This window comes from Klebsiella pneumoniae subsp. pneumoniae HS11286, from assembly GCF_000240185.1.
GTDB lineage: Bacteria > Pseudomonadota > Gammaproteobacteria > Enterobacterales > Enterobacteriaceae > Klebsiella > Klebsiella pneumoniae.
The window spans coordinates 92,479-112,604 of sequence record NC_016838.1 but is presented as its reverse complement, the minus strand read 5'-3'; the positions used below and the strand labels follow the sequence as shown (position 1 = coordinate 112,604).

General features: G+C 47.6%; 24 protein-coding genes and 2 other annotated features. Of the genes, 17 read left to right on the top strand and 7 right to left on the bottom strand.

The genetic code is table 11. The features are described from left to right. Nucleotides 1-33: 33 nt before the first annotated feature. The 17 genes from KPHS_p101290 to KPHS_p101130 all read left to right on the top strand — a co-directional run bounded on the left by KPHS_p101290 (nt 34) and on the right by KPHS_p101130 (nt 11,993). Nucleotides 34-1,176 carry a ribonucleotide-diphosphate reductase subunit beta gene (locus KPHS_p101290; RefSeq protein YP_005220936.1) on the top strand — a complete coding sequence of 381 codons (1,143 nt, stop codon included), beginning with the start codon at nt 34-36 and terminating at the stop codon, nt 1,174-1,176. A 77-nt stretch (nt 1,177-1,253) separates the two neighbouring features. Beyond that, nucleotides 1,254-2,129, top strand: coding sequence for a hypothetical protein (locus KPHS_p101280; RefSeq protein YP_005220935.1), 876 nt, complete (start codon nt 1,254-1,256; stop codon nt 2,127-2,129). Between the two features lie 193 nt (nt 2,130-2,322). Beyond that, nucleotides 2,323-3,426: a putative thymidylate synthase gene (locus KPHS_p101270; protein ID YP_005220934.1), complete on the top strand. Its 1,104-nt coding sequence runs from the start codon at nt 2,323-2,325 to the stop codon at nt 3,424-3,426. A 19-nt stretch (nt 3,427-3,445) separates the two neighbouring features. Then, nucleotides 3,446-3,841 (top strand): hypothetical protein, encoded by a 396-nt coding sequence (locus tag KPHS_p101260; RefSeq protein ID YP_005220933.1) that lies wholly within the window; start codon nt 3,446-3,448, stop codon nt 3,839-3,841. A 2-nt stretch (nt 3,842-3,843) separates the two neighbouring features. Then, entirely contained in the window at nt 3,844-4,314 is a 471-nt protein-coding gene (locus tag KPHS_p101250; protein ID YP_005220932.1) for a putative dihydrofolate reductase, read from the top strand. Then, on the top strand, nt 4,314-4,958 hold the full coding sequence (locus KPHS_p101240; RefSeq protein ID YP_005220931.1) for a hypothetical protein: 645 nt from the start codon (nt 4,314-4,316) through the stop codon (nt 4,956-4,958). The genes KPHS_p101250 and KPHS_p101240 overlap by 1 nt, the downstream gene beginning before the upstream one ends. A 63-nt stretch (nt 4,959-5,021) precedes the next feature. Continuing rightward, the gene (locus tag KPHS_p101230; RefSeq protein YP_005220930.1) at nt 5,022-5,441 is read left to right on the top strand and encodes a hypothetical protein; all 420 of its coding nucleotides are present in this window, start codon (nt 5,022-5,024) and stop codon (nt 5,439-5,441) included. Between the two features lie 9 nt (nt 5,442-5,450). Continuing rightward, the gene (locus KPHS_p101220) at nt 5,451-6,008 is read left to right on the top strand and encodes a hypothetical protein (RefSeq protein YP_005220929.1); all 558 of its coding nucleotides are present in this window, start codon (nt 5,451-5,453) and stop codon (nt 6,006-6,008) included. 125 nt (nt 6,009-6,133) lie between these two features. Then, the gene (locus KPHS_p101210) at nt 6,134-6,967 is read left to right on the top strand and encodes a hypothetical protein (protein ID YP_005220928.1); all 834 of its coding nucleotides are present in this window, start codon (nt 6,134-6,136) and stop codon (nt 6,965-6,967) included. Between the two features lie 184 nt (nt 6,968-7,151). Then, complete coding sequence (locus KPHS_p101200) at nt 7,152-7,745, top strand: hypothetical protein (protein ID YP_005220927.1); 594 nt, start codon at nt 7,152-7,154, stop codon at nt 7,743-7,745. A gap of 202 nt (nt 7,746-7,947) precedes the next feature. Next, nucleotides 7,948-8,181, top strand: coding sequence for a hypothetical protein (locus KPHS_p101190; RefSeq protein YP_005220926.1), 234 nt, complete (start codon nt 7,948-7,950; stop codon nt 8,179-8,181). 527 nt (nt 8,182-8,708) lie between these two features. Continuing rightward, nucleotides 8,709-9,377, top strand: a complete 669-nt coding sequence (locus tag KPHS_p101180; RefSeq protein YP_005220925.1) for a putative ribonuclease H — start codon at nt 8,709-8,711, stop codon at nt 9,375-9,377. Nucleotides 9,378-9,400: 23 nt separating this feature from the next. Continuing rightward, nucleotides 9,401-10,063, top strand: a complete 663-nt coding sequence (locus KPHS_p101170) for a hypothetical protein (protein ID YP_005220924.1) — start codon at nt 9,401-9,403, stop codon at nt 10,061-10,063. Nucleotides 10,064-10,416: 353 nt separating this feature from the next. Next, nucleotides 10,417-10,788: a TciA gene (locus KPHS_p101160; RefSeq protein YP_005220923.1), complete on the top strand. Its 372-nt coding sequence runs from the start codon at nt 10,417-10,419 to the stop codon at nt 10,786-10,788. Continuing rightward, a complete protein-coding gene (locus KPHS_p101150) occupies nt 10,788-10,943 on the top strand; it encodes a hypothetical protein (protein ID YP_005220922.1) in 156 nt (51 codons plus the stop codon). The genes KPHS_p101160 and KPHS_p101150 overlap by 1 nt, the downstream gene beginning before the upstream one ends. A 127-nt stretch (nt 10,944-11,070) precedes the next feature. Then, nucleotides 11,071-11,649 carry a hypothetical protein gene (locus tag KPHS_p101140; protein YP_005220921.1) on the top strand — a complete coding sequence of 193 codons (579 nt, stop codon included), beginning with the start codon at nt 11,071-11,073 and terminating at the stop codon, nt 11,647-11,649. 128 nt (nt 11,650-11,777) lie between these two features. After that, entirely contained in the window at nt 11,778-11,993 is a 216-nt protein-coding gene (locus tag KPHS_p101130; RefSeq protein YP_005220920.1) for a putative DNA modification methylase, read from the top strand. A gap of 61 nt (nt 11,994-12,054) precedes the next feature. Here the strand turns inward: KPHS_p101130 and KPHS_p101120 are convergent, their stop codons facing one another. From KPHS_p101120 to KPHS_p101060, 7 genes are all read right to left on the bottom strand, one after another. Then, a complete protein-coding gene (locus KPHS_p101120; RefSeq protein YP_005220919.1) occupies nt 12,055-12,345 on the bottom strand; it encodes a putative type I restriction-modification enzyme R subunit in 291 nt (96 codons plus the stop codon). After that, nucleotides 12,055-14,936 (bottom strand) — a sequence feature (potential frameshift: common BLAST hit: gi|215489626|ref|YP_002332057.1| type I restriction-modification enzyme R subunit). It overlaps the preceding gene by 291 nt. After that, nucleotides 12,441-14,936, bottom strand: a complete 2,496-nt coding sequence (locus tag KPHS_p101110; RefSeq protein YP_005220918.1) for a putative type I restriction-modification enzyme R subunit — start codon at nt 14,934-14,936, stop codon at nt 12,441-12,443. (Overlaps the previous feature by 2,496 nt.) Further along, nucleotides 12,441-15,171 (bottom strand) — a sequence feature (potential frameshift: common BLAST hit: gi|291289374|ref|YP_003517706.1| type I restriction-modification system restriction subunit R). (Overlaps the previous gene by 2,496 nt.) Beyond that, nucleotides 14,890-15,171 carry an HsdR protein gene (locus KPHS_p101100; RefSeq protein YP_005220917.1) on the bottom strand — a complete coding sequence of 94 codons (282 nt, stop codon included), beginning with the start codon at nt 15,169-15,171 and terminating at the stop codon, nt 14,890-14,892. Its footprint overlaps the feature before it by 282 nt. Before KPHS_p101100 ends, KPHS_p101110 begins: the two co-directional genes overlap by 47 nt. A 75-nt stretch (nt 15,172-15,246) precedes the next feature. Further along, on the bottom strand, nt 15,247-16,443 hold the full coding sequence (locus KPHS_p101090) for a Restriction modification system DNA specificity domain protein (RefSeq protein YP_005220916.1): 1,197 nt from the start codon (nt 16,441-16,443) through the stop codon (nt 15,247-15,249). Then, a complete protein-coding gene (locus KPHS_p101080) occupies nt 16,440-17,996 on the bottom strand; it encodes a type I restriction enzyme (RefSeq protein YP_005220915.1) in 1,557 nt (518 codons plus the stop codon). The genes KPHS_p101090 and KPHS_p101080 overlap by 4 nt, the downstream gene beginning before the upstream one ends. 203 nt (nt 17,997-18,199) lie before the next feature. Then, a complete protein-coding gene (locus KPHS_p101070; RefSeq protein ID YP_005220914.1) occupies nt 18,200-19,897 on the bottom strand; it encodes a hypothetical protein in 1,698 nt (565 codons plus the stop codon). Next, the gene (locus KPHS_p101060) at nt 19,881-20,066 is read right to left on the bottom strand and encodes a hypothetical protein (protein YP_005220913.1); all 186 of its coding nucleotides are present in this window, start codon (nt 20,064-20,066) and stop codon (nt 19,881-19,883) included. The genes KPHS_p101070 and KPHS_p101060 overlap by 17 nt, the downstream gene beginning before the upstream one ends. Nucleotides 20,067-20,126: the final 60 nt, after the last annotated feature.

The window sequence follows — 20,126 nt, the reverse complement described above, 5'->3', positions numbered from 1 at the left end:
TTAATAATACCGATAACATTCAAAGGGAAACACATGAGTTACTCCACTTTCCGTTTGGGCGCTAACGACGCAACCAAAGAGCCTATGTTCCTCGGGCAGTCTGTCAACGTTGCGCGCTACGATCAGCAGAAGTACCGCGATTTCGAAAAGCTGATCGAAAAACAGCTCTCCTTCTTCTGGCGCCCGGAAGAAGTCGACATAACCACCGATCGCATCGATTTCAATACTAAGCTGCAAGAGCATGAGCGGCACATTTTCCTGAGCAACCTCCGTTACCAGACTCTGCTGGATTCCGTTCAGGGACGCAGCCCAAACGCAACGCTGCTGCCGCTTATTTCAATTCCAGAGCTCGAAACGTGGGTGGAAACATGGTCGTTCTCTGAAACCATTCACAGCCGCAGCTACACCCACATTATTCGCGGTATGGTGGATGATCCGAGCATTGTCTTCGATGGCATTGTGACCGACGAGGAAATTATCAGCCGGGCTATCAGTATCTCTACAGAGTACGACAAGCTTTATGAGATGACCTGCGCGCGCCAGCATCTGGGAGAAGATGAATTCGAACGGCTCTACGTCTCCGAATTTGACGGAAAGCCCTACCCTCTCCAGCGCCAGCTGTTCCGTACTTTAGTATCCATCAACGCGCTGGAGGCCATTCGTTTTTACGTTAGCTTCGCCTGTACGTTTGCTTTTGGAGAAAGGAAATTACTTGAGGGCAACACCAAAATCATGCGTTTCATTGCGCGCGATGAGGCGCTTCATTGCGAAGGCACAGAACGAATGCTCCGGTTTATGCGTACAGGCCGCGAAGGCTTGCTATGGGCCCAGATCGCTGCGGATGAGGAACCATTCATCTATCAGACCATGATGGACGTTGCCGAACAGGAAATGCGCTGGGCAGATTACCTGTTTAAAGACGGCTCAATGATTGGCTTAAACGCAGATATCCTGAAAAGCTATGTTAAATACCGAACCAATCTTGCGATGCGCCGTCTTGGCCTGAAACCACTGTACCCGGAGATAAAAGATGACCCGCTGGTGTGGATGAACAAATGGCTGTTGTCCGACACCTTGCAGATTGCACCGCAGGAAGCTGAGCAAAGCACTTATCTCGTTGGCCAGATTGACTCCGCTGTTGATCGCGCTGGCCTAAGCCAGTTTGCCGATTTGTAAGCCTGGATAAAGATTTTGTGGCCTGGTCGCTCTGGGCCACAATGAACGCGAAAAAAAGCACTAAGGAAAGATAAAGCATGAAATTAACGAAACTGACCGACCATCTCAAGCTGGCCACCGATAAGCTGGTGGGCTTCAAACCAGAGCCATATGAGCTGAACCCCGGTTTTGGAGAAGCGACAGAGAGTATTTACAAGATGGTTGACCAGTTCCACGAGCTGTTTCAGCACCCGCGTCGTGTAATGCCCACTCCGGAGCTGCTGCGCCTGCGCGCTAAGCTGATCCATGAAGAGGCGGTAGAAGAAGGGCTGCCTGCAGCGAAAAAAGGGGATATGCAGGGATTGCTGGATGCAATGGCTGACTTCCTGTATGTGGGTGTCGGGACGATGGTAGCCATCAAAGGTGGGCTATCAACTGGCATGAGCTACTACACTCAGGAGCAAAGCGTCGATCGCTTTATTCATACCATTATGGTGCCTGGAAATACCGTCTTCGACGATATGGCCATCCCCTTCAATGAAGCAGAAGAAGCTGCGCTTATGTTGGCCGCGCTGGCCGATAAACTTGAACATAACAAGGTAGGTGATGCTGAGCTGATTCAGGATCTGCGCCGCGTGATGAACAAAATCTATGTGGCGTGCATGATGGTGTATCGCCTGGCTGAATTCCTTGGCGTCGACGTCGTGGAGCTGGTGGCGGAGATCCACCGTTCTAATATGACAAAGCTGTGGCCGGCGGATGCTGAAGCGCGTCGTCTTGCCGTTGAGAGCTGTAAATATGATAAGAATGATCTCGGATTCCGCCATGCTGACGGCACTGACATGATGATCGGCTATCGCCTGTCTGATGGAAAAATCCTTAAATCGCCGACATATAGCGATGTCGATCTGTCTCGTTTCCTTGAGCAAGCACAGGCATCTTCGCTGTATGAAGTGGTTAAAAACAGCTTGTAAGTACTAACTTATCAATATATATTGAAATGGACGTGTGATCTATTGTCCATTTCTATCCTTATCAATCTTTATTTTCGATAAAGTTGAGCGTTGGTGGCCCCGTGGCCACCATTTTTTTACTTAATTTCTAGCCTGGATGTCTTCTCTGTGTTTAAAATGATAGGTATGTACTTACTTATTATTTGAGGTCATCTTGTCTTTTTTACTTAATCGAGAATTCAGTAACGGTCAGCTGGCTTCTAGCTCTTATGGCCGTGTCATTCAGACCGTTGTTGATACCGGCGTTCCTTCCGAAGATCGCACCGGCACCGGTACGCTTGGCGTTTCTTATGTGCCTTCCTACTACATGCTTACCGGCGGGGCTGTTCCGCTCATTTCTTCAAAACAGGTAAACCTGAAACCGCTACTGGTTGAGCTTGAATGGTATTTACAAGGTTCAGGCAACATTGGGTTCCTTAAAGAGCATGGTGTGAAGATCTGGGATGCTTGGGCCGACGATAATGGCGATTTAGGGCCTGTATATGGCAAGCAGTGGCGTCGATGGGAGGACACCAGAATTGTCCCTTACAGCGAGTATCGCCTTAAGGAGGACATCTTCCTGGAACGTGGTTATCGCGTTGAAGGTTACATTGGGCTGAATGAAGACCGCGTCGTTATCACCCGTGAAATCGATCAGTTACAACGTATGGTTGATCAGTTGCGCAACGACCCGACCGATCGCCGCATACTGCTTAATGCCTGGAATGTTGGTGAGCTGGAGGACATGAAGCTTCCACCTTGCCACTTTGTGTTGTCCGTATGGAGTCGTGAGCTCGATTTCCAGACCCGTTTGTCTATGGCCACCGACATTGGCATCCAGCATAACCGGCATGGCTATGAATCGATCTATACACAGATGCTTTGCCTGATAGAGCAGCGAGGCAGTATCTCTGAGCCAATGCTGGATGAGCTTGGTATCCCTAAACGTATCCTGAACTCCTGCCTGGTGCAGCGGAGTGTCGATACTTTCCTTGGTATGCCATTCAATATTGCCGGTTACGGCATCCTCACGCAGTTCATTGCGAAGATTACGGGTCACATGGCTGGCGCCTTCGTCCATTTCGGCTTTGATGTTCACATTTACAACAACCACTTGGAGCAGGTTGAAGAGCTACTGGCTCGCGAACATCCGGAGTCGTCCGACCCCATCGTCGTCTTCCCGCACGAATGGGAAGAGCTGGATGACTTCAAATGGGACGGCGTGCAGATCTTCGGCTACGAACCACTTCCATGGATTAAGGCTCCAGTGGCGGTGTGATATGGCCAGAGGCATGTATGTGTTATGTGAAATTGAAGATGTGCTGGCGAGAGCCGGCCATCGTAAAGCCGCTGCTGATGAAAACGCAGACACTCTCGTTGCAGGTGATGAGCTCATATTTCCCACAAGCCGCATGTTGCGTGGCTTTGCTCGCTCTGGTGCTGAAGTGGTGCTTATCAGCCACCGTCCGGAAGCGCTCGAAAGCGCAACCAAGAAATGGCTGAGAGATTTCGGCATTGATTATGACTGGCTGCACCTTGCACCAGGTGGAGTCAATTACGAAACCCATATAAAGCGCACGCTTGCCGCGCATAAAGATGATCTGATGATCGCGGCACTGGTGAGTTCGTCACGCCTACGAGCCGCTCTGTCTGGTTTCCACCAGCGCCCGGTATTGTATGAGGTATCTCAGTGAAGATGATTGCAGCTGTCGGTCGCAATTATGAGATCGGTAGAGGAAACGAACTCCCCTGGCGCTGCCCCTCAGAGTTAAAACTGTTCAGGGAGCTCACCACAAACGCCACAGTCGTCATGGGCAGAAAGACAATGGAAAGTCTTAAGCGCCCGCTTCCGGAGCGCCACAACGTCGTTCTGACGCGCTCATCTGGGTTCATGCCCAATGGTTTTTACCCTGCCACTATGGACGATGTAATGCAGCTTGATGGTCCCGTTTGGGTTATCGGCGGTGCGCAGATCTATTCTCTGTTTCTGCCTCACGTCGAGGAACTCTGGTTATCGCATATGGGCGTAGACGCTCCTGACAGTGATGCTCATTTTCCGCGGCAAATGATGCGTAATCTCGGCTTCTTTCCTGTGTTAACGGCTCATACACAACGGGTAACGGAGGATGAGCCAGGCTTCCAACAGATTGTTTACAGAAGGTGGTAATGGATTACCGAATTGGGATCACTGGCGCTCAGGGCAGTGGAAAAACAACCCTGGCAAAGTTTATCGACGAGCATTACGGGATTCCGTATGTGGATGCTGGCGTCGGCGCACTGATGACAAGGCTTGGAGTCAACGTAGGCGATCCAATGCCGCTCTTTGAGCGTCTGCAGGTGCAGATGGAAGTTGCCCGCCATATTGAGCTGGTAACACGCGGAGCGGAAGGCTTTGTAATAGACCGTACGCCTGCTGATGTGATGGCTTATACGCTCGATTTGGTCGGCCAGACCAATGACCAACGATGTATTGATCTGGTGCTGGAAATTGAGCGTTTTTGCCACAAGACCGCGTTGTCCAATTTTAATGCCATTGCGGGGCTGCGCCCGGGCGTGAATTTGAGAGCACAAGATTATGAACGTGCCCAGAGAGGTTCGCTTGATCGCCTTTATGTCGCTCGTATCGACTCGTTGATGTGTGGCGAGCTGACAAAAATTAACTCTCTGGCCAAATCCGGAGATCTGCAGGTTTTCGTCCTGTCGGGAACCTGCATTTCCGTTGACGCAAGAGCACGCTCGATCATGCGAGTAATCGACCGCCATGTGGAACGTATAGAGAGCCGTATCTCAAATCGCGTCACCTTCCACTGATTCTTGTTCCCCTGTGAAGGAATGCCAGAATAACGTCACCAAAAATAGTTTCAGGAAAACAGAATGTTAGGCGAAATATCTCTGGCTGATGAGTTAGATCGTAAAACGATAGAGGCGCTAACACGCATCGCAGACGAGCAGTCCCGATCGCTGATGACAGAACGAGAGGCCAGGCTGGCTATCAGAGCTGTTTTTGAGTCCGTTCAGGGATTGGTAGGCGATGATGTGGGAGAGGTTCTGAATGTGGCAATGTCCCAGTTCAGCGAACGCGGCAAGCGACCTATCTTCCCCATACATATCAAAATGGCTGCCGGCACTGTTCTGTATGTGTCGATTTGTCTGGATACCAATGAAATTCGCATTCTCAACGTCACCACTGGTGAGTGGCGTGCGCCGGTAGAGTGCGAATCGCAGGAGGAGACCATCAAAAAAGCAGCTCAATTCGTGCGTAGCGCACTGCTTAAAGGTGCCAAAAAGCTGTAAGGAGTAGTTATGACAACTATTGTTGCTGGGCTTGATATTGAATCTACAGGGTTGGACTTTAGGGCTAACCACAAGATTATTGAAATAGCCATTACCCGCTATGAGCTGGAGACCCAGAAGCACATCGATAGTCTGGCGATGCGTTTTAACCCGCGGCGGAGTATCGATCCAAAAGCCCAGGCAGTGCATGGCATTTCGCTGGAAGATCTTTCCGCAGAGCCACTATTGTCTGAACATGCCGGTAAAATCGCTCGCTATATTAGCGATGCAAGCGTTTTGGTTGCTCACAATGGTGAAGCGTTCGACCTCCCCTTTATTCGCCATGAATTTGCAGAGTACGGCGTCACTCTCCCAGAGCTGCCTCTTGTGGACACTATGTTATCCGGATTATGGGCGACAGAAGACGGCAAACGGCCGCGACTGGAGGAACTCGCCTTCTCATTGGGTTTTGTCTATGACAAGGCTAAGGCGCACAGCGCGCTCTATGATACCGATCTGATGATGCACTGCTTTTTCAAAGCACGGGAAAAATACGGCTTCTATAAGCTCCCATTCGAAAGCGCCTGACGGCGCTTTCGCCCCTCTCATTATCCCAACTGCCTGTATTTACTTCTTTTCCACCTAATAGGTTTTGACAAAATGCTCTCAACCCAAAAACGTATAAACTCTCACACAACGTAAAGGAGAGAGACATGAGCAACCTCAACAATACAGTCAAAAAAGATGATCTGGATGAGCTGACCGCCATGCTGCAACTGCTCGATGAGCCTGAAAAACTGGCTTCGGAGGCCGTTGTAGGAGACGAAATAGACGACCTGCTGGCAGATCTTAACGATGAGACGATCGTGCAGGTGCCGGCTGTTGCTGAAACTGTAATGGAAGCGAAAGACGGCGGCGATCTCACCTGTGTGTTTGAAGAGTTGGAAAACGAACATGAGTCGCTGAAGGTGGTTGATGTTGAGATACCTCAAGTCGAGTCGATCTCCACTCTTCCTGAGATCGACTCGACACAGGGTGATAAACCTCAGACTGATGAAAAAAAGGAGAAACACGCCAAAGAATCGTCAGTTGCGGCTCAGCCAAAAGAGTCGAAGGCGGCGAAAAAAGAGCGCGCAGCACCCAAGCCTCGATTCAGCCTGAACGATAAGGGCGATGATTTTTATGCTGCGGCTGGTCTGAAACGTGAGGTCTTCATCGAAGCTCTGAATTCGGCGCCGGTTAAGGCAAAAGACAAGATCTCTAACCTGCTAAATTGGTTCAATGGCGGACCGGATATCAGCATCTACACGGTGATTGCATTGCGGCATCTTATTGACACAAAAGAGGCAAGCAGCAATAGCATTAAGCTGGCGTTAATGAGCTATCCGGAAAAGCCATATCCACTCAGCACCGCGTCGACTCAGGCTGGCCAGATGATGGCTGTTTTCCCTGTCACGGGAATCGCTACGAGGGATGGTGGAAGATTGCTTCTTAATGAAGAGTCCCCGATCGTAAGGAAATTTATCGCGGAGTATTCCATTGGCTGACGATCCGTTTCGCGCTCTGAAGCCCCCTGATAGTTTTAGAGCGTTGGACAGTTATTCGTATGCCCCAACAGTAAAAAACACGCCAGAGCGTCTCCCGTTAAGCAATCTGGCGTGTTTTTTCTTTATTTGCCATTCGTAAGATGACATGAAAAAATAGGTAAATACTTACCTATTGGATTGTAAAATGATAGCAGCCGAAAAAATCAAAAAGCGAGAGCGAGATGCCTCTCTTCGAGATCTTTGGCGCACACCGAAATGGTTGTTTGTCGCCATTCAGCGATATCTCGGCATTACGTTTGATGTTGATGTCGCCTGTAACAAAGAAAACGCGCTTCTTCCGAGCTATATCGGTGTGGAACGAGATGCTCTTAAGTCCAGCTGGGGTGATCCTGGCACTGTGGCGTTCCTTAACCCGCCCTACTCCAAAATCACCCCCTGGATAGACGCAGCCATCCGCGAGCAGTCGCGTGGAGTGACGACGGTCATGTTGATACCACAATCCCTCGATACGCAGTGGTACGAGCGTGCGGCTGAATGCGCCAACGAAACCGTCATCTTGTCTGGCGGCCGCGTGGCGTTCGTTGAGCCGGATGTTGAACTTGGGCTGGTGGAGGTAAACATCAACCCTGGTGGCAGCATGTTGCTTATCTTCCGTGGCTACTGTCAGGAAGCTGGGCACACCATCAGCAAGATACCGCTGGCGGTGATGAAAAAGCTGGGTGGTTATGATCCTGCCAATGTTGTCAGGAAGAAGAGACCACGTAAAAAGGCAGCGTAAACACCAGTCTGGGAGTTAGTTTGAGAACCTGCTTCCGTATATATAAATAACTAAGTACTAATTATTAATATATACAGACGCAGGCTTTTTAAGACGTGATTTCCAAACAACTCCCAGACCGTTTTACACCTCCAGAACCCACTGGAACCCCTCTTCAGACGCTCTAGAATCGATTTTATGAACCACAGTAAGGAAAACTATCATGGTATACCCGACGAACGTCGTAGCGCTCGTTGAGAGCGATTTTTTGGCTAACGCTCGCGAACTCATGAAGGATCGTGAAAAGGCATTCAGTCTTTACGAGTGGTCACTGAAATGTTTGCACACTGGCGAACACAAAGACCTGATTGAGCAGCTCCTTGGCGAGCTAATCAACGAGGTTTTTGCTCTGCAAGTTCAGCTTCATGGTAGACAAAATGATCAGTCAAAAAAGTAAGTAAGTAGTTACCGTTTGCAATGTATCATAGTGGTTGTAGAATGATGTCGATTTCGACCTGAATCGAAATCTCGATCTGATGGGTGGGGGGTAGCGTCACTGGCGTCAGGTTTAAAAAAGCTCACTACCAGCGTAGAACCGGCACCGTTTAGGGGTTGGGGAAGGGGGAACCAAAGTGAGCAGAGAGAAGGGTCACTTTATGATTGTCGAGTCTGGAGTGTTTCGAGAGGTTGAATCCAGTACTCCCCTTCATAAAGTGTGGGAAGATCTCGGTTCTGGGGTGCTGTCATCCATAACTTCCCAAGCCTAAGCTGGCAGTAGACTTAGGTCATAACTTTTCAGGTTATGAAACGACCAGGTTGGTGAGGATTTTTTACTCACCTCCCTGGGAGAGTATTACCTGAAAAGACAACCTCTCACTTCGTTCGAGGTGAACTTCGCTCACTTCGTTCGCTCAGTTCAGGTTTTAATAAAACCTGTTCTGGGAAGTAAGTTTTCTTTTCTAAAATTTTAATATTTACACGCACGTGTGCGCGCACGCGCGAGGGAAAAAAAAAATCGTCGCGGCGCGCGATTCTGGAGCCAAAATGACGACCAAGACCCCAGCCCGGCAACATACTGGCTGCCGCACGAAGTCCAAAGCCAGATACCAAACCCACCAGCAATCCCGTACCAACTTCAAAACCCCCGTAGTCGAGTTCAATCCCCAGCTCAAAACCGTAAAAGTATTCAGTGATGGCTCTTGCCTCAAAAATCCGGGCGGGCCTGGCGGTTACGGCATCGTTCTCCAGTATCGAGGCGAAGAGCGCGAGCTTTCTGAGGGCTTCCACAGCACCACAAACAATCGCATGGAGATGATGGGCGCCCTGATAGCTTTGGAACGCCTAAAATTCTCCTGCAACGTGATCCTGCACTCAGATAGCCAGTATCTCAAAAATGGTATGACCCTCTGGATGAAGGGGTGGAAACTTAATGGTTGGATCACTGCTGACAAGAAGCCTGTTAAGAATGTCGACCTCTGGAAACGACTCGATTTAGCCGCCAGTCGCCACAATGTCAGGTGGAACTGGGTAAAGGGCCACGCCGGGCATCGAGAAAACGAAATATGCGACAGGCTGGCCAAGATCGCAGCATATGCGGCAGCGGATACTCCACACAAAAAAGATGCTGGTTTTTTGGTACAAAATGATAAGTAAGTATTTACCTATAATTTTGTATCATGTATCTTACCCATCGTCAGGATGACAACGTGCTGGTTAGGCACGGTTCCAAGGATGGAACGCAAAAAAACGGCGGCTGGACATTCCAGCCGCAACTCTTTCTGACATTGAAAGGATTTCAAATGGCACATCAAACGCCTTCCTCTTCTCTTAAGAAACACCCCCGTTCGCTACGACTCATCCTGGCGGAGTTATTCTCCGGCCGTGTGTCTGCACGCCTGTCCGAACTGGAAGAGAAAGTAGGTCAAATGGAGCATCGTCTGGATGACCATGCGGTGGCCATCTCTAACCTGGGGGCTCGTGTGGCAATGGGGGAAGTGATGAAGGCCCGAACCGCAAAAATCCTGCGAGACACCTGGGGCGTGCGAGCCAATCAAACGCGCATGGAGAGCTCAGATGGATCAATTTCAACGAAAAAGACTACTTCCAATGGCCTACGGGCTGATCACGATTTGTCTGGCAGCCGTAGCAATACCGTCGACTCAGGCGTTGCTGATGCCGGACTCATGCAAAACGGTTTCGCAGCAGACGCCGGCACCAGTCACGGAAAGCACAACCAGCATCACCACCATGCCCCGGTCTGCCACTCTGGATGGGATGCGGTTGGATTCGATTCCTCAAGTTCGTCCTGCGACTCCGGATCTTCCTCCTGCTGCGACTGAGGTGATGGCGTGATCTTCTTACTCAAAAACTGGTCATTCATTTGGATAGCCATTCTGCTTTTGGCGGTGGGTGGCTGGATCTCAAACATCGTTAAGCTGGCACTACACGGTGATTTATTTCTTCACTCAGGTATGACGATCGCTCGTGTTGTGGGGATTTTTGTCCCACCGATCGGCTCTGTTCTCGGGTTCTGTTAATGGGCGTAGGGGTTGAAGCCTTGGAGGCTCTCTTTGCTGCCTTAATGTTTATTTGTATACGAAAACAATTTGTTTAAGCACATAACATATAGGGAAAAACACATGTTAGGTTTCTTCAAAAAGAAAACTCGTAAAGCGGTTATTGAAGTTAAAAAATGGAGAACCGCGATGCGGTCGAAGCTACTGTCTGGGGCGCATACATGATCGCTTATGCAGACGGCAACTGTGATGCAAAAGAAATCGCTATTCTGGAGAAGACCATCTCCGCATTGCCAGCTTTCTCACCGTTCGCGGGTGAGATCGCCCAGATGAGCAGCAATATTCGTGCTCGCTATGAAGCTTCTCCTCGTTCCGCCAACGCACAGGCTCTTCGGGAGCTTGCTGATGTCGCCGGCACTCCAGAAGCCGTTGATGTGTTGTGTCTCTGCCTGGATATTGCCGATCAGGATGGCATCGGCGAAGAAGAAGAGGTTGTGCTGAAGAAAATTGCTCAGGCGCTGCAGTTATCTCTGGATGCGTACATCTAATGGCAGAGAAATTAAGGCTGGCCGTCGTCGCCATTCTTCTCGTGCTGGTCGTGCTGGTGGACTTCACTGGCAAACTGATGTCTATCGCGGCAGATGGCGTGTTGGTTGGATTGGCTATCTACTTTGCCCAACCTCTACTTAAAAAATCGAAGTGATCGCCGAGGGCCACCTGGCCCTCGATTCTTCTGGTTTAACCGTTATGACGCGTTTGCCCCCCTCTTCTGAATTGTCAGAATAAAGCCACCAAGAAAACAAATTATTTTAACAATTAAGGAAAAACACATGTGTGATAAATGCACCGCCGCTAACGCTGAAGTAAAGAAGATCATTAATGAAGTCGGGGCTAAAAAACTCGTAGGGATGCTTGATTCTATAACTGGTCATGGTGACGCTCATCCGCTGGAACGCATCATGGCCATCGTCCAGGTCATGGACTTATTTGACGAACCAATGAAAATCCTGATGCTTGCTCGTCACTTTGGCGGGGCGTATGTGGAAGAGCATGAACGTGCCAATAAACTGCAGGCAACTCTGGACATGATGAGCGAACCAAAATGCGCGCCGGCGCCAGAGCTCTCCGGAGACAATATGGGCATTGAAAGCAAAGAGCGGGAGATCGCCAGCCTTAAGTCATCTTTAGGCATGTTAATTACCGCCTTTAAACTAATGGCAACCCATAACGGGTTCAAAATGCCAGAGCTAACCGGCGATGAACATCCCGCTGCTATTCGCCAGCTGCTTGGTGCGATGGCGGATAATATGGATGAAGCGAAGAGCCGTATCGAAGACATGATGCGAGAACTTGCCCATCGCCACGATCTAAATGACCAGCCGCACAAGATGCAGCAAGTCAGCCACTGAACCTGAAATAGCAAGGGGGCGAGAGCCCCCTTCCCCTCCTCCGTAGCCCTCTGGATAGATCTTTAACGCCTTTTCTTATCTGAGATAATAAAACCAATAATAAAACAAATTGTTTATATGGTGGCATTATGAGTGCTGCGCTTTCTGTCCTTGAGTCTTTTGCTTCGAACACCGGTATCGACCACAGCAAAGAGATGAACGTCATCCATGCAATCGTGGCCGAGTGCGAGAAAGGGATCGCGTTCATGCACCAGGTTCACGACTTCACTTATGGCGACGAACGTCACTGGAATAAGTGTTTAAGATTTGTACTACCTACATTGGAAGTGGAAATTATTTGGTAGGGATATAAGATCATATCCCTAAGCTCTTTTAAGAAAAAACTGCTTAATAACCTAATGTAATTTAAATCCTTCCTCCAACCCCTTTAAATTTTTCGATAAACGCCCCAATTTTTTGGAATACGGTCTGCTTTTTCGTTTTGTACTGAGGATTCAGTGGACTGAGTTTTGGTAGCGTCTCATTTAACTCCGTTCCATTTTCGGTAGCATATTCCCGTTTGAGTGATGTACGGATATAGCGCCTTGCCGCCTCTTCATTGAGGTTTTCTTCCTTAATCAACGCTTCCGCTTCCCGCTGCTGTTCACGCTGAGCATAGGTAAAGAATGCATCAATGATACTGGCTTTATCCGGCATATCATCAAGGTTAGTTTGCTGAATAAAGTCAACAATCAGACCTTCTTTGGCACGGTTGCCTAGACTTGAGCGGATTAAGCGTCGGACCTCTTCAGTCAGGGCTTCTTTACCCTTTTCTGACGGTTGTGGTCAAAAATCAGGCCCAGAATGTAGTCCAGGTTAATCTCTTGCGACTTGAGCAGGTCAATTTCAAACACCACGTCATCCCAGTCCGTGGTTGATGTATCCCTGTCGTTTGCTGCTTTTTCACGTCGCTGCCAGTCCCGGATATCATTGTAAGCTGAGCGGTAGTCCTGAACTTTACGTTCGGCAGGGAGGCGAATGGTTTGTAATTCAGCAAATTTTTCATCATCCACGTAGTGCTCTGCTTTAAAGGTTTCTACCGCTTCCGGGTCACTAATATCAACCTTCTGCAGGGCTTTCAGCGTGGCAAATTCATCGTAGTTTTGCAGGATGTTTTCTGCCCGCAGATATTCACCAAACAGTTTGACGAAGGCTTTTTTCTCTTTTTCACTCTCGATACTGGCAGGGTCAGGGAAGCGCTGCTCCAGCTCCGAAACAATAGACATAAAACCTCGTTTAGCTTCGCCGGTTGCCGCATCGCTAAAGCCCTGCATGTACTCTTCGTAGCTTTTTTCCAGTACCACATTCTTGGTGTTTTTGTCGCCAAAAAGTGTAATGGCATCAATGGTGGGACGCTCCAGGTCCCTGAAAGTCACGATATTGCCGAAGGTTTTGGTTGCATCATAGATACGGTTGGTGCGGGAAAATGCCTGCATCAGGCCGTGATAACGCAGGTTTTTGTCAACGAACAGAGTGTTAAGCGTCGGGGCATCAAAGCCGGTTAAGAACATTCCCACCACGATGAGAAGGTCAATATCCTGATTTTTCACTCGTTGAGCTAAATCGCGGTAGTAGTTCTGGAAGCCGTTACTGTCGGTACTGAAATTGGTTTTAAAGTGGTTGTTATAGTCATCAATAGCTGAATCCAGGAATTCCTTTGCGCTGCTGTTCATCGCGCTGGTATCAAAGCTTTCGTCAGTAATATCACCAATGGCGCTTTGCTCTTCATTTGCAGCAAAGGAGAAGATGGTTGCAACCCGAAGGCATTTATAGCTGCCTGATTTTTTTGCTGCTTCTTCCTGTAGTACTTTAAACGTCGAGTAATAAGCTTTTGCCGCTTCCACACTGCTAACTGCTAACATGGCGTTAAAGCCCTTGGCTCCCGGGAAAGTGCGATGTGTTTTCTGGCGGAAGTTGTTCAGTATGTACTGTGTGATTTCCTGGATGCGCAGCGGGTGAAGAAAAGCCTGCTGATTTTCCGCGGCACTGAGTTTTTTCTCGTCGGTTTCGGTTTCCAGCGCCTTAAACTGCGGGCGGACATCGTTATAGTCCACCTTAAACTTCAGCACCTTTTCATCACGAATGGCATCGGTAATCACGTAAGAATGTAACTCACGGCCAAAAACGCTGGCGGTCGTTTCCGACCCTAATGCGTTTTGCGGGAAAATAGGCGTACCGGTAAAACCAAACTGATAAAAGCGTCTGAATTTCTTTTTGAGGTTTTTCTGGGCCTCACCAAACTGGCTGCGGTGACACTCATCAAAGATAAACACCACCTGCTGCTGATAGACGGGCAGGTCAGCTTCGGCTTTCATCAGGTTATTGAGTTTCTGAATGGTTGTGACGATAATTTTGTTATCGTCCTTATCCAGGTTTCTTCTGAGGCCTGCTGTATTATCCGAACCATTGACACTGTCCGGAGAGAAGCGCTGATACTCCTTCATGGTCTGGTAATCGAGGTCTTTACGGTCGACCACAAAGAAGACTTTATCAATGAAGTCCAGTTCAGTCGCCAGACGTGCAGCCTTAAAGCTGGTCAGGGTTTTACCTGACCCAGTGGTATGCCAGATAAACCCGCCGCTTTCTGGTTTTGACCAGTTCTTCGCTTTAAATGAGCTGTTAATTTTCCAGAGAATGCGCTCGGTGGCGGCAATCTGATAGGGGCGCATGACGAGCAGCGTCTGGCTGCTGTCAAACACGCTGTAATTAAACAGAACATTCAGCAGAGTATGCTTCTGGAAGAAAGTGGCGGTAAAGTCCTTCAGGTCCTTAATAAGAGTGTTATCCGATTTCGCCCAGTTCATGGTGAAATCAAAGCTATTTTTATCCCGTTTAGTGGTACTGGCAAAGTACCGGGTATCAGTCCCGTTGGAAATCACGAAGAGTTGCAGATATTTAAACAGGGAGTTATCGCTGTTAAAGCTTTCCTTGCTGTAACGGTGTATCTGGTTAAAGGCTTCACGAATCGCCACGCCACGCTTTTTGAGTTCGATTTGCACCAGCGGCAGGCCGTTAACCAGAATGGTGACGTCATAACGGTTAGCGTGTGAGCCGGTCTGCTCAAACTGCTGAATGACCTGCACCTTATTGCGCAGCAGGTTCTTTTTATCTATCAGATAGATGTTTTCCAGACGACCATCATCAAACGTAAAATCACAGATATAGTCGATATGGATTTTGCGGGTTTTGTCCAGGCTGCTGTCACTGGGGGCTGTCCAGATACTGCTCTGCGAAGCGCCGCCATTCACTTTCGTTAAACGCCACACCATTGAGGCTCTGGAGCTGCGCCCGGATATTAGCCAGCATTGCGGTCTGTGATTTTACAGCAAGAAACTCATAGCCCTGATTTTGCAGGTCTTGGATCAGCTCTCGCTCCAGATCAGACTCGCTTTGATAGCTGTCGCCTGTCGGCTGGGCTTTGGTGTATTTATCAAGGACGATAAAGTTATTGGATTCAGCAATGGTGTGGGTCTGGTGAGTCATGGCGTATCCTTAATCTGCCATCAGGCAAAGGCCGGAAGAGGGTTCAGGGCCTCTTCCGGCGAGTATAAAGTCAAATCAGTGACTGGCAATTTCAGGCTTCGGGAAGCTGAACAGCAAATCACGATAGTATTCGTACTGTTTCTGGCGCAGCTCGATTTCGCGGGGTAAGCCTTCGGTGATAGAGCTTGTTAATGTGTCGAATTTATCGAGTATGGTGACAATCCTAACTTGCTCTGACTTTGAAGGGATTGGTAGTAAAAGGTCCTCCATTTGTTTTTTGGATACGGCAGGAATACCTCCTTTCTGCTGAATACCCGTTAATTTGGTCTCGGATTGTTTCAGATAGTAATAGACATACATCCAATGCAACTGTTCAGTGCTTCTAACAGAGATGGAATAGCAACTATTGCCTGCCCAGTAAGGAGTGGAACTCTTATTTACAAATCCTGCATTTGCTCCACGCGCACTCACAATAATCTTATCGCCATCATTGTTGAAGTCTTCGTAGTAACCTGTAGGAGTCCGCCCTCCGTTGTAGACCGGATAATCTGCGTCAGGATTCTGCTTGTCCTTACGGACAAACGCACCAATTGTAATTATTGCTACTTCCCCCAGACTCTTCCACTCAACACTCCCCCCCTCAAAACTCAGCAACTGGTCACGATAGTAGTTGTACTGTTTTTTCCGTGCGGTAAGCTCAGCGGTAAGCTCAGCGGTAAGTGCAGTAAATTTATCCAGAATTCGGACGATTTCAGACTGGATGGCAAGAGACTTTCCAGGATTTTCCGGGCAGGGAACTGGAATATAGCACTCCTTTACCTTCGCGTCAGATATCGCAGGGTATGCTGATCCACTTTGATTTTCTTCAACATATTTTTTAAAGTAACTTGTTGAAATCCAATGCCAAATCCATTTTGGCAGAACCTCATCTTGTTTCGCTCTTAAGACACAGAATCCGGTGCTTGCTACTTCATCTGAGTACTCACCGTCTATTAGGCAAAACCGTTGTTGAGTTGGTCGAGTTGTTGCGAAAATAACATCATTTTCCTCAATGAGTTTTTGAGCCCTACTCGGGGCATTGTTTGCTGTAACTTCAGTTGTCTCAATGATTTTTTTTGTTTCAATATCAACAGAGGTTAAATCCACATATCGATAAGAGCGGGTAGCCTCACGCCATTTTATATTACTCGTTCGTAGAGTAACTTCTCCAATCGTCTTCCATTGAATATCAACTCCATTAAGTAACTTTTCCAGATAGCTCAGAGCGCTCATTTCTGTACCTCGTCACCTTCAATCTCAGCCACTATTGAATCAATGTCTTTGCGCAACTGATCGATTTTGCTGACGGTGATTTTTAGCTCGGCATTCAGCTCTGCAATATCGACAATTTCGCGGGTATCCATGGCTTCGACGTAGCTGCTTACTGACAGGTTATAGTCATTTGCGGCTACTGTTTCATAAGGGATTGTTTTCGCTAAGTGGTCAATATCTGCTTTACTGGTAAAGACCTGCATAATCTTTTCGATATGACCATCAGTCAGGATATTGTTATTGGTTTCTTTCTTAAACAACCCGCTGGCGTCAATAAACTGAACGCGGGTATCTGTTTTGTGCTTTGACATCACCAGAATGTTAACGGCAATAGTGGTGCCGAAGAACAGATTAGGTGCCAGAGAAATCACCGTTTCAACATAGTTGTTGTCGACCAGGTACTGTCGGATTTTCTGCTCTGCACCGCCACGGTAAAAAATACCGGGGAAGCAAACTATTGCTGCGCGCCCTTTAGCAGACAGGTAATTCAGCGCATGTAGTACAAACGCAAAGTCAGCTTTTGATTTCGGGGCCAGCACGCCAGCCGGAGCAAAGCGCTCATCGTTAATCAGGGTCGGGTCATCGCTGCCAATCCACTTAACCGAGTACGGCGGGTTAGAGACGATCGCGTCAAACGGTTTTTCATCGCCAAAGTGAGGCTCAGTCAGAGTATTTCCCAGTCTGATATCAAATTTGTCGTAGTTGATATTGTGCAGAAACATGTTCATACGCGCCAGGTTGAACGTCGTATGGTTGATTTCCTGACCAAAAAAGCCTTCTTCGATGATGTGGTTATCAAAATGTTTTTTCGCCTGCAGCAGCAGTGAGCCCGAGCCTGCAGCAGGGTCATAGATTTTGTTGACGTGAGTCTGACCGTGCATCGCAAGCTGAGCAATCAACTTAGAGACATGCTGTGGCGTGAAGAACTCTCCGCCAGACTTACCGGCATTCGCCGCATAGTTAGAAATCAGGAACTCGTAGGCATCACCAAACAGATCAATCTGGTGCTCGTTAAAATTCCCCAGCTTCAGCCCCTCCACGCCTTTCAGAACGGCGGCAAGACGGCTGTTTTTATCTTTTACGGTGTTCCCCAGTCGATTGCTGGTCGTATCGAAATCGGCGAACAGGCCTTTGATGTCGGCCTCGGACGGATAGCCGTAGGCAGAGCTTTCAATAGCAACGAAGATACTGTTTAAATCAGCATTCAGCCTGTCGTTGGTGTTAGCTTTAGCTGCAACATTGCAGAACAGCTGGCTCGGGTAGATGAAATAGCCTTTAGTCCTGATGGCATCGTCTTTGATGTCATCGGTAATGATGCTGTCATCAAGTGCAGCATAATTTATGCTCTCATCCCCTGCTTCCATGTAGCTGGAAAAATTCTCACTAATGAAGCGATAGAAAAGTGCACCGAGTACATACTGTTTAAAATCCCATCCATCCACTGAGCCTCTGACATCATTGGCAATGGCCCAGATTTGACGGTGTAACTCTGCACGTTGCTGAAGGCTTGTCATCTTGTATCCTGTTGTATGATTCTTAAGTACTGTTATTGGCCCGATTTTATCGCAATTTCATATTGATGACAGGTTTTGTATGTCATGCGTTGCACTGAGAGTTCGTTTGCCCGGTTGTGTAGCCAACGTTCTTTCAGTCAGGCCAGTAGAAACGTTGCGCTGACGATAAATACTGAAGCCCCGATACTATCGGGGCTGAACGTTCAGTCGGTGAGAATTTCTTCATCCGTATCCATTGTGGATGGTGATGAATCTATTTTTGTTGTAAGAAATACCCGATTCAGTAGTCTTTGCTTTAGGGCGTTTCTTCGCTCATTGTAGAATTCCTGGAAGCGACTGAACTCAATGTTTTCATCTGAAACTAACAGCATTGATGGAGTATAGTTGTTTGATGAGTGAGATAGCCATTGTTTCAGGGATGTATCCTGTTTACTTGTATTCTGAGAGTGATTCAGTAAATGAAGATTTGGTATGGTGTCCCAGTGTTCCGGATTTTCGTAAAAGCTGAGTTTCTCCGGTGAATTCGCAATATAATCTAATTTTTCAAGATATTTATTTGAAAAATGATTTCTTGGATGAAGGTGATCAATATGAAACACCTCGGTCGGATTCATTTCAGGGAACAGAAGATGCAATAGTACGCGGCAGCGACCTTCGCCATATCTGATATTGAGAAGGCTTTCGATGTATTCGTTGTCAAATCTGAGGTCCTTATTCGAGCCTTTGTACCTGTCAATAATCTTCTCAAGAGGAAAATGAACATCTGAAAGACTATTCTTCATTACGTCTCTGATGCTCGTGAGTAGCGCATCTGCCTGGCTTCCAAAGATCCCTTTCAGAAGTACCATGTAAAACCACTGGCTAATTACTGAGCGTTCATTGTGGTTTTTATTCAGGAGATTAATCGTTGTATATAATGGGTGTCCATTGGTTTGCTTTTTGTAAAGCCAGTAGACCACAGGAATGACTGCATTTTTAGATATCAGTGACTGTGGATTGATGCCGAATCGCCTGATAAGAACAAAAGTCTCCTTGATACAGGATTTTATTTCAGACCATTGTTGTTGTATCTTACCGACCTCTTCTGAAGTGAAATTTTTTACTTTGAACCGGACGTCAGAGTCAATAAGCATCAGGCTGGTTTTTAAGAACCAGTCTCTTTCAATATAAAACCCCATTTCATTATTCTGATGAATGTTTTTTGTTAGTTCATCCAGTTCTCTTCTGAAATCACCCTGCCAGTGTGCTACAGCTATTGACATCAGTAAGTCGGAGAACTCAAGTTTTGTCCCCCCGTTATTCGTGCGGATGAAAACATCCAACACATGATCAATGTCCTGGCTGCTCTCATTGAAGTAGTGGATAAGATTCTCAGTTCTTATCTTGGTATAAAGTTTAAGCAGGGTTTTTCTGGAGAATTCACTGGAAATGAGTCCTCTTTTTTCGAGTTCTGGTACGACAACTTTAAATAAGATATCATCCGGAGAATCAATTTGCTCGTATTTGAATATTTCGTGAAGGCAGAACCAGTGATGTTTGTTATCGGTAAGTGAATCAGTGTATTCCTTGTCGGTGAGGAACCTGAAGTTGTACTTCATCATGGGCTCATCGTCTGAGTCAAGTGGCGCTGTTAAATCGACGTAAAGCTTTCTGGGCGGCAGGATGCGATCATCCTGTGCCGAAGGCCACCACTCCCGGGGCTTTTTATACGCATACGTTCCACACAGTCCAATATATAAAGATGTGAGACGCTGCTGACCATCAATCACCGCCTTAAAATCATGAAATCCCGCATTTGTTGGTACATATGGGTTTTCTTCATTAAACCGCTGACAGTATTCTTTCAGGAACTCATAAAATTTGTAATCGTTTTTAATACTGATACTACGGATATCCCACATCATGAAAGTAGTTTATCGGGTAGTCTCGCATGATGGAATCAAATAGTAGACATATCTGCCCGTAACTCCAGACAAACTTTCGCTGAATTGCAGGCAGAAGGTAGTGGCGTAAATTAATTGAATCTATCGCTTGTTTTATCGTTATTGCTTTTTCATACTGGCCAGCCATCATAAACCTCATGTGTTATATTAGCTGGCTGATTTTAATCTAAAGGGTGTAACGAGTACA

Bases quoted from the DNA above. Each gene is read 5' to 3' on its own strand.
- KPHS_p101290 (YP_005220936.1), top strand. From the start codon at position 34: ATGAGTTACTCCACTTTCCGTTTGGGCGCTAACGACGCAACCAAAGAG.
- KPHS_p101280 (YP_005220935.1), top strand. From the start codon at position 1,254: ATGAAATTAACGAAACTGACCGACCATCTCAAGCTGGCCACCGATAAG.
- KPHS_p101250 (YP_005220932.1), top strand. From the start codon at position 3,844: ATGATTGCAGCTGTCGGTCGCAATTATGAGATCGGTAGAGGAAACGAA.
- KPHS_p101240 (YP_005220931.1), top strand. From the start codon at position 4,314: ATGGATTACCGAATTGGGATCACTGGCGCTCAGGGCAGTGGAAAAACA.
- KPHS_p101230 (YP_005220930.1), top strand. From the start codon at position 5,022: ATGTTAGGCGAAATATCTCTGGCTGATGAGTTAGATCGTAAAACGATA.
- KPHS_p101220 (YP_005220929.1), top strand. From the start codon at position 5,451: ATGACAACTATTGTTGCTGGGCTTGATATTGAATCTACAGGGTTGGAC.
- KPHS_p101210 (YP_005220928.1), top strand. From the start codon at position 6,134: ATGAGCAACCTCAACAATACAGTCAAAAAAGATGATCTGGATGAGCTG.
- KPHS_p101200 (YP_005220927.1), top strand. From the start codon at position 7,152: ATGATAGCAGCCGAAAAAATCAAAAAGCGAGAGCGAGATGCCTCTCTT.
- KPHS_p101190 (YP_005220926.1), top strand. From the start codon at position 7,948: ATGGTATACCCGACGAACGTCGTAGCGCTCGTTGAGAGCGATTTTTTG.
- KPHS_p101170 (YP_005220924.1), top strand. From the start codon at position 9,401: ATGTATCTTACCCATCGTCAGGATGACAACGTGCTGGTTAGGCACGGT.
- KPHS_p101160 (YP_005220923.1), top strand. From the start codon at position 10,417: ATGGAGAACCGCGATGCGGTCGAAGCTACTGTCTGGGGCGCATACATG.
- KPHS_p101150 (YP_005220922.1), top strand. From the start codon at position 10,788: ATGGCAGAGAAATTAAGGCTGGCCGTCGTCGCCATTCTTCTCGTGCTG.
- KPHS_p101140 (YP_005220921.1), top strand. From the start codon at position 11,071: ATGTGTGATAAATGCACCGCCGCTAACGCTGAAGTAAAGAAGATCATT.
- KPHS_p101130 (YP_005220920.1), top strand. From the start codon at position 11,778: ATGAGTGCTGCGCTTTCTGTCCTTGAGTCTTTTGCTTCGAACACCGGT.
- KPHS_p101120 (YP_005220919.1), bottom strand. From the start codon at position 12,345: ATGCCGGATAAAGCCAGTATCATTGATGCATTCTTTACCTATGCTCAG.
- KPHS_p101100 (YP_005220917.1), bottom strand. From the start codon at position 15,171: ATGACTCACCAGACCCACACCATTGCTGAATCCAATAACTTTATCGTC.
- KPHS_p101090 (YP_005220916.1), bottom strand. From the start codon at position 16,443: ATGAGCGCTCTGAGCTATCTGGAAAAGTTACTTAATGGAGTTGATATT.
- KPHS_p101080 (YP_005220915.1), bottom strand. From the start codon at position 17,996: ATGACAAGCCTTCAGCAACGTGCAGAGTTACACCGTCAAATCTGGGCC.
- KPHS_p101070 (YP_005220914.1), bottom strand. From the start codon at position 19,897: ATGTGGGATATCCGTAGTATCAGTATTAAAAACGATTACAAATTTTAT.
- KPHS_p101060 (YP_005220913.1), bottom strand. From the start codon at position 20,066: ATGGCTGGCCAGTATGAAAAAGCAATAACGATAAAACAAGCGATAGAT.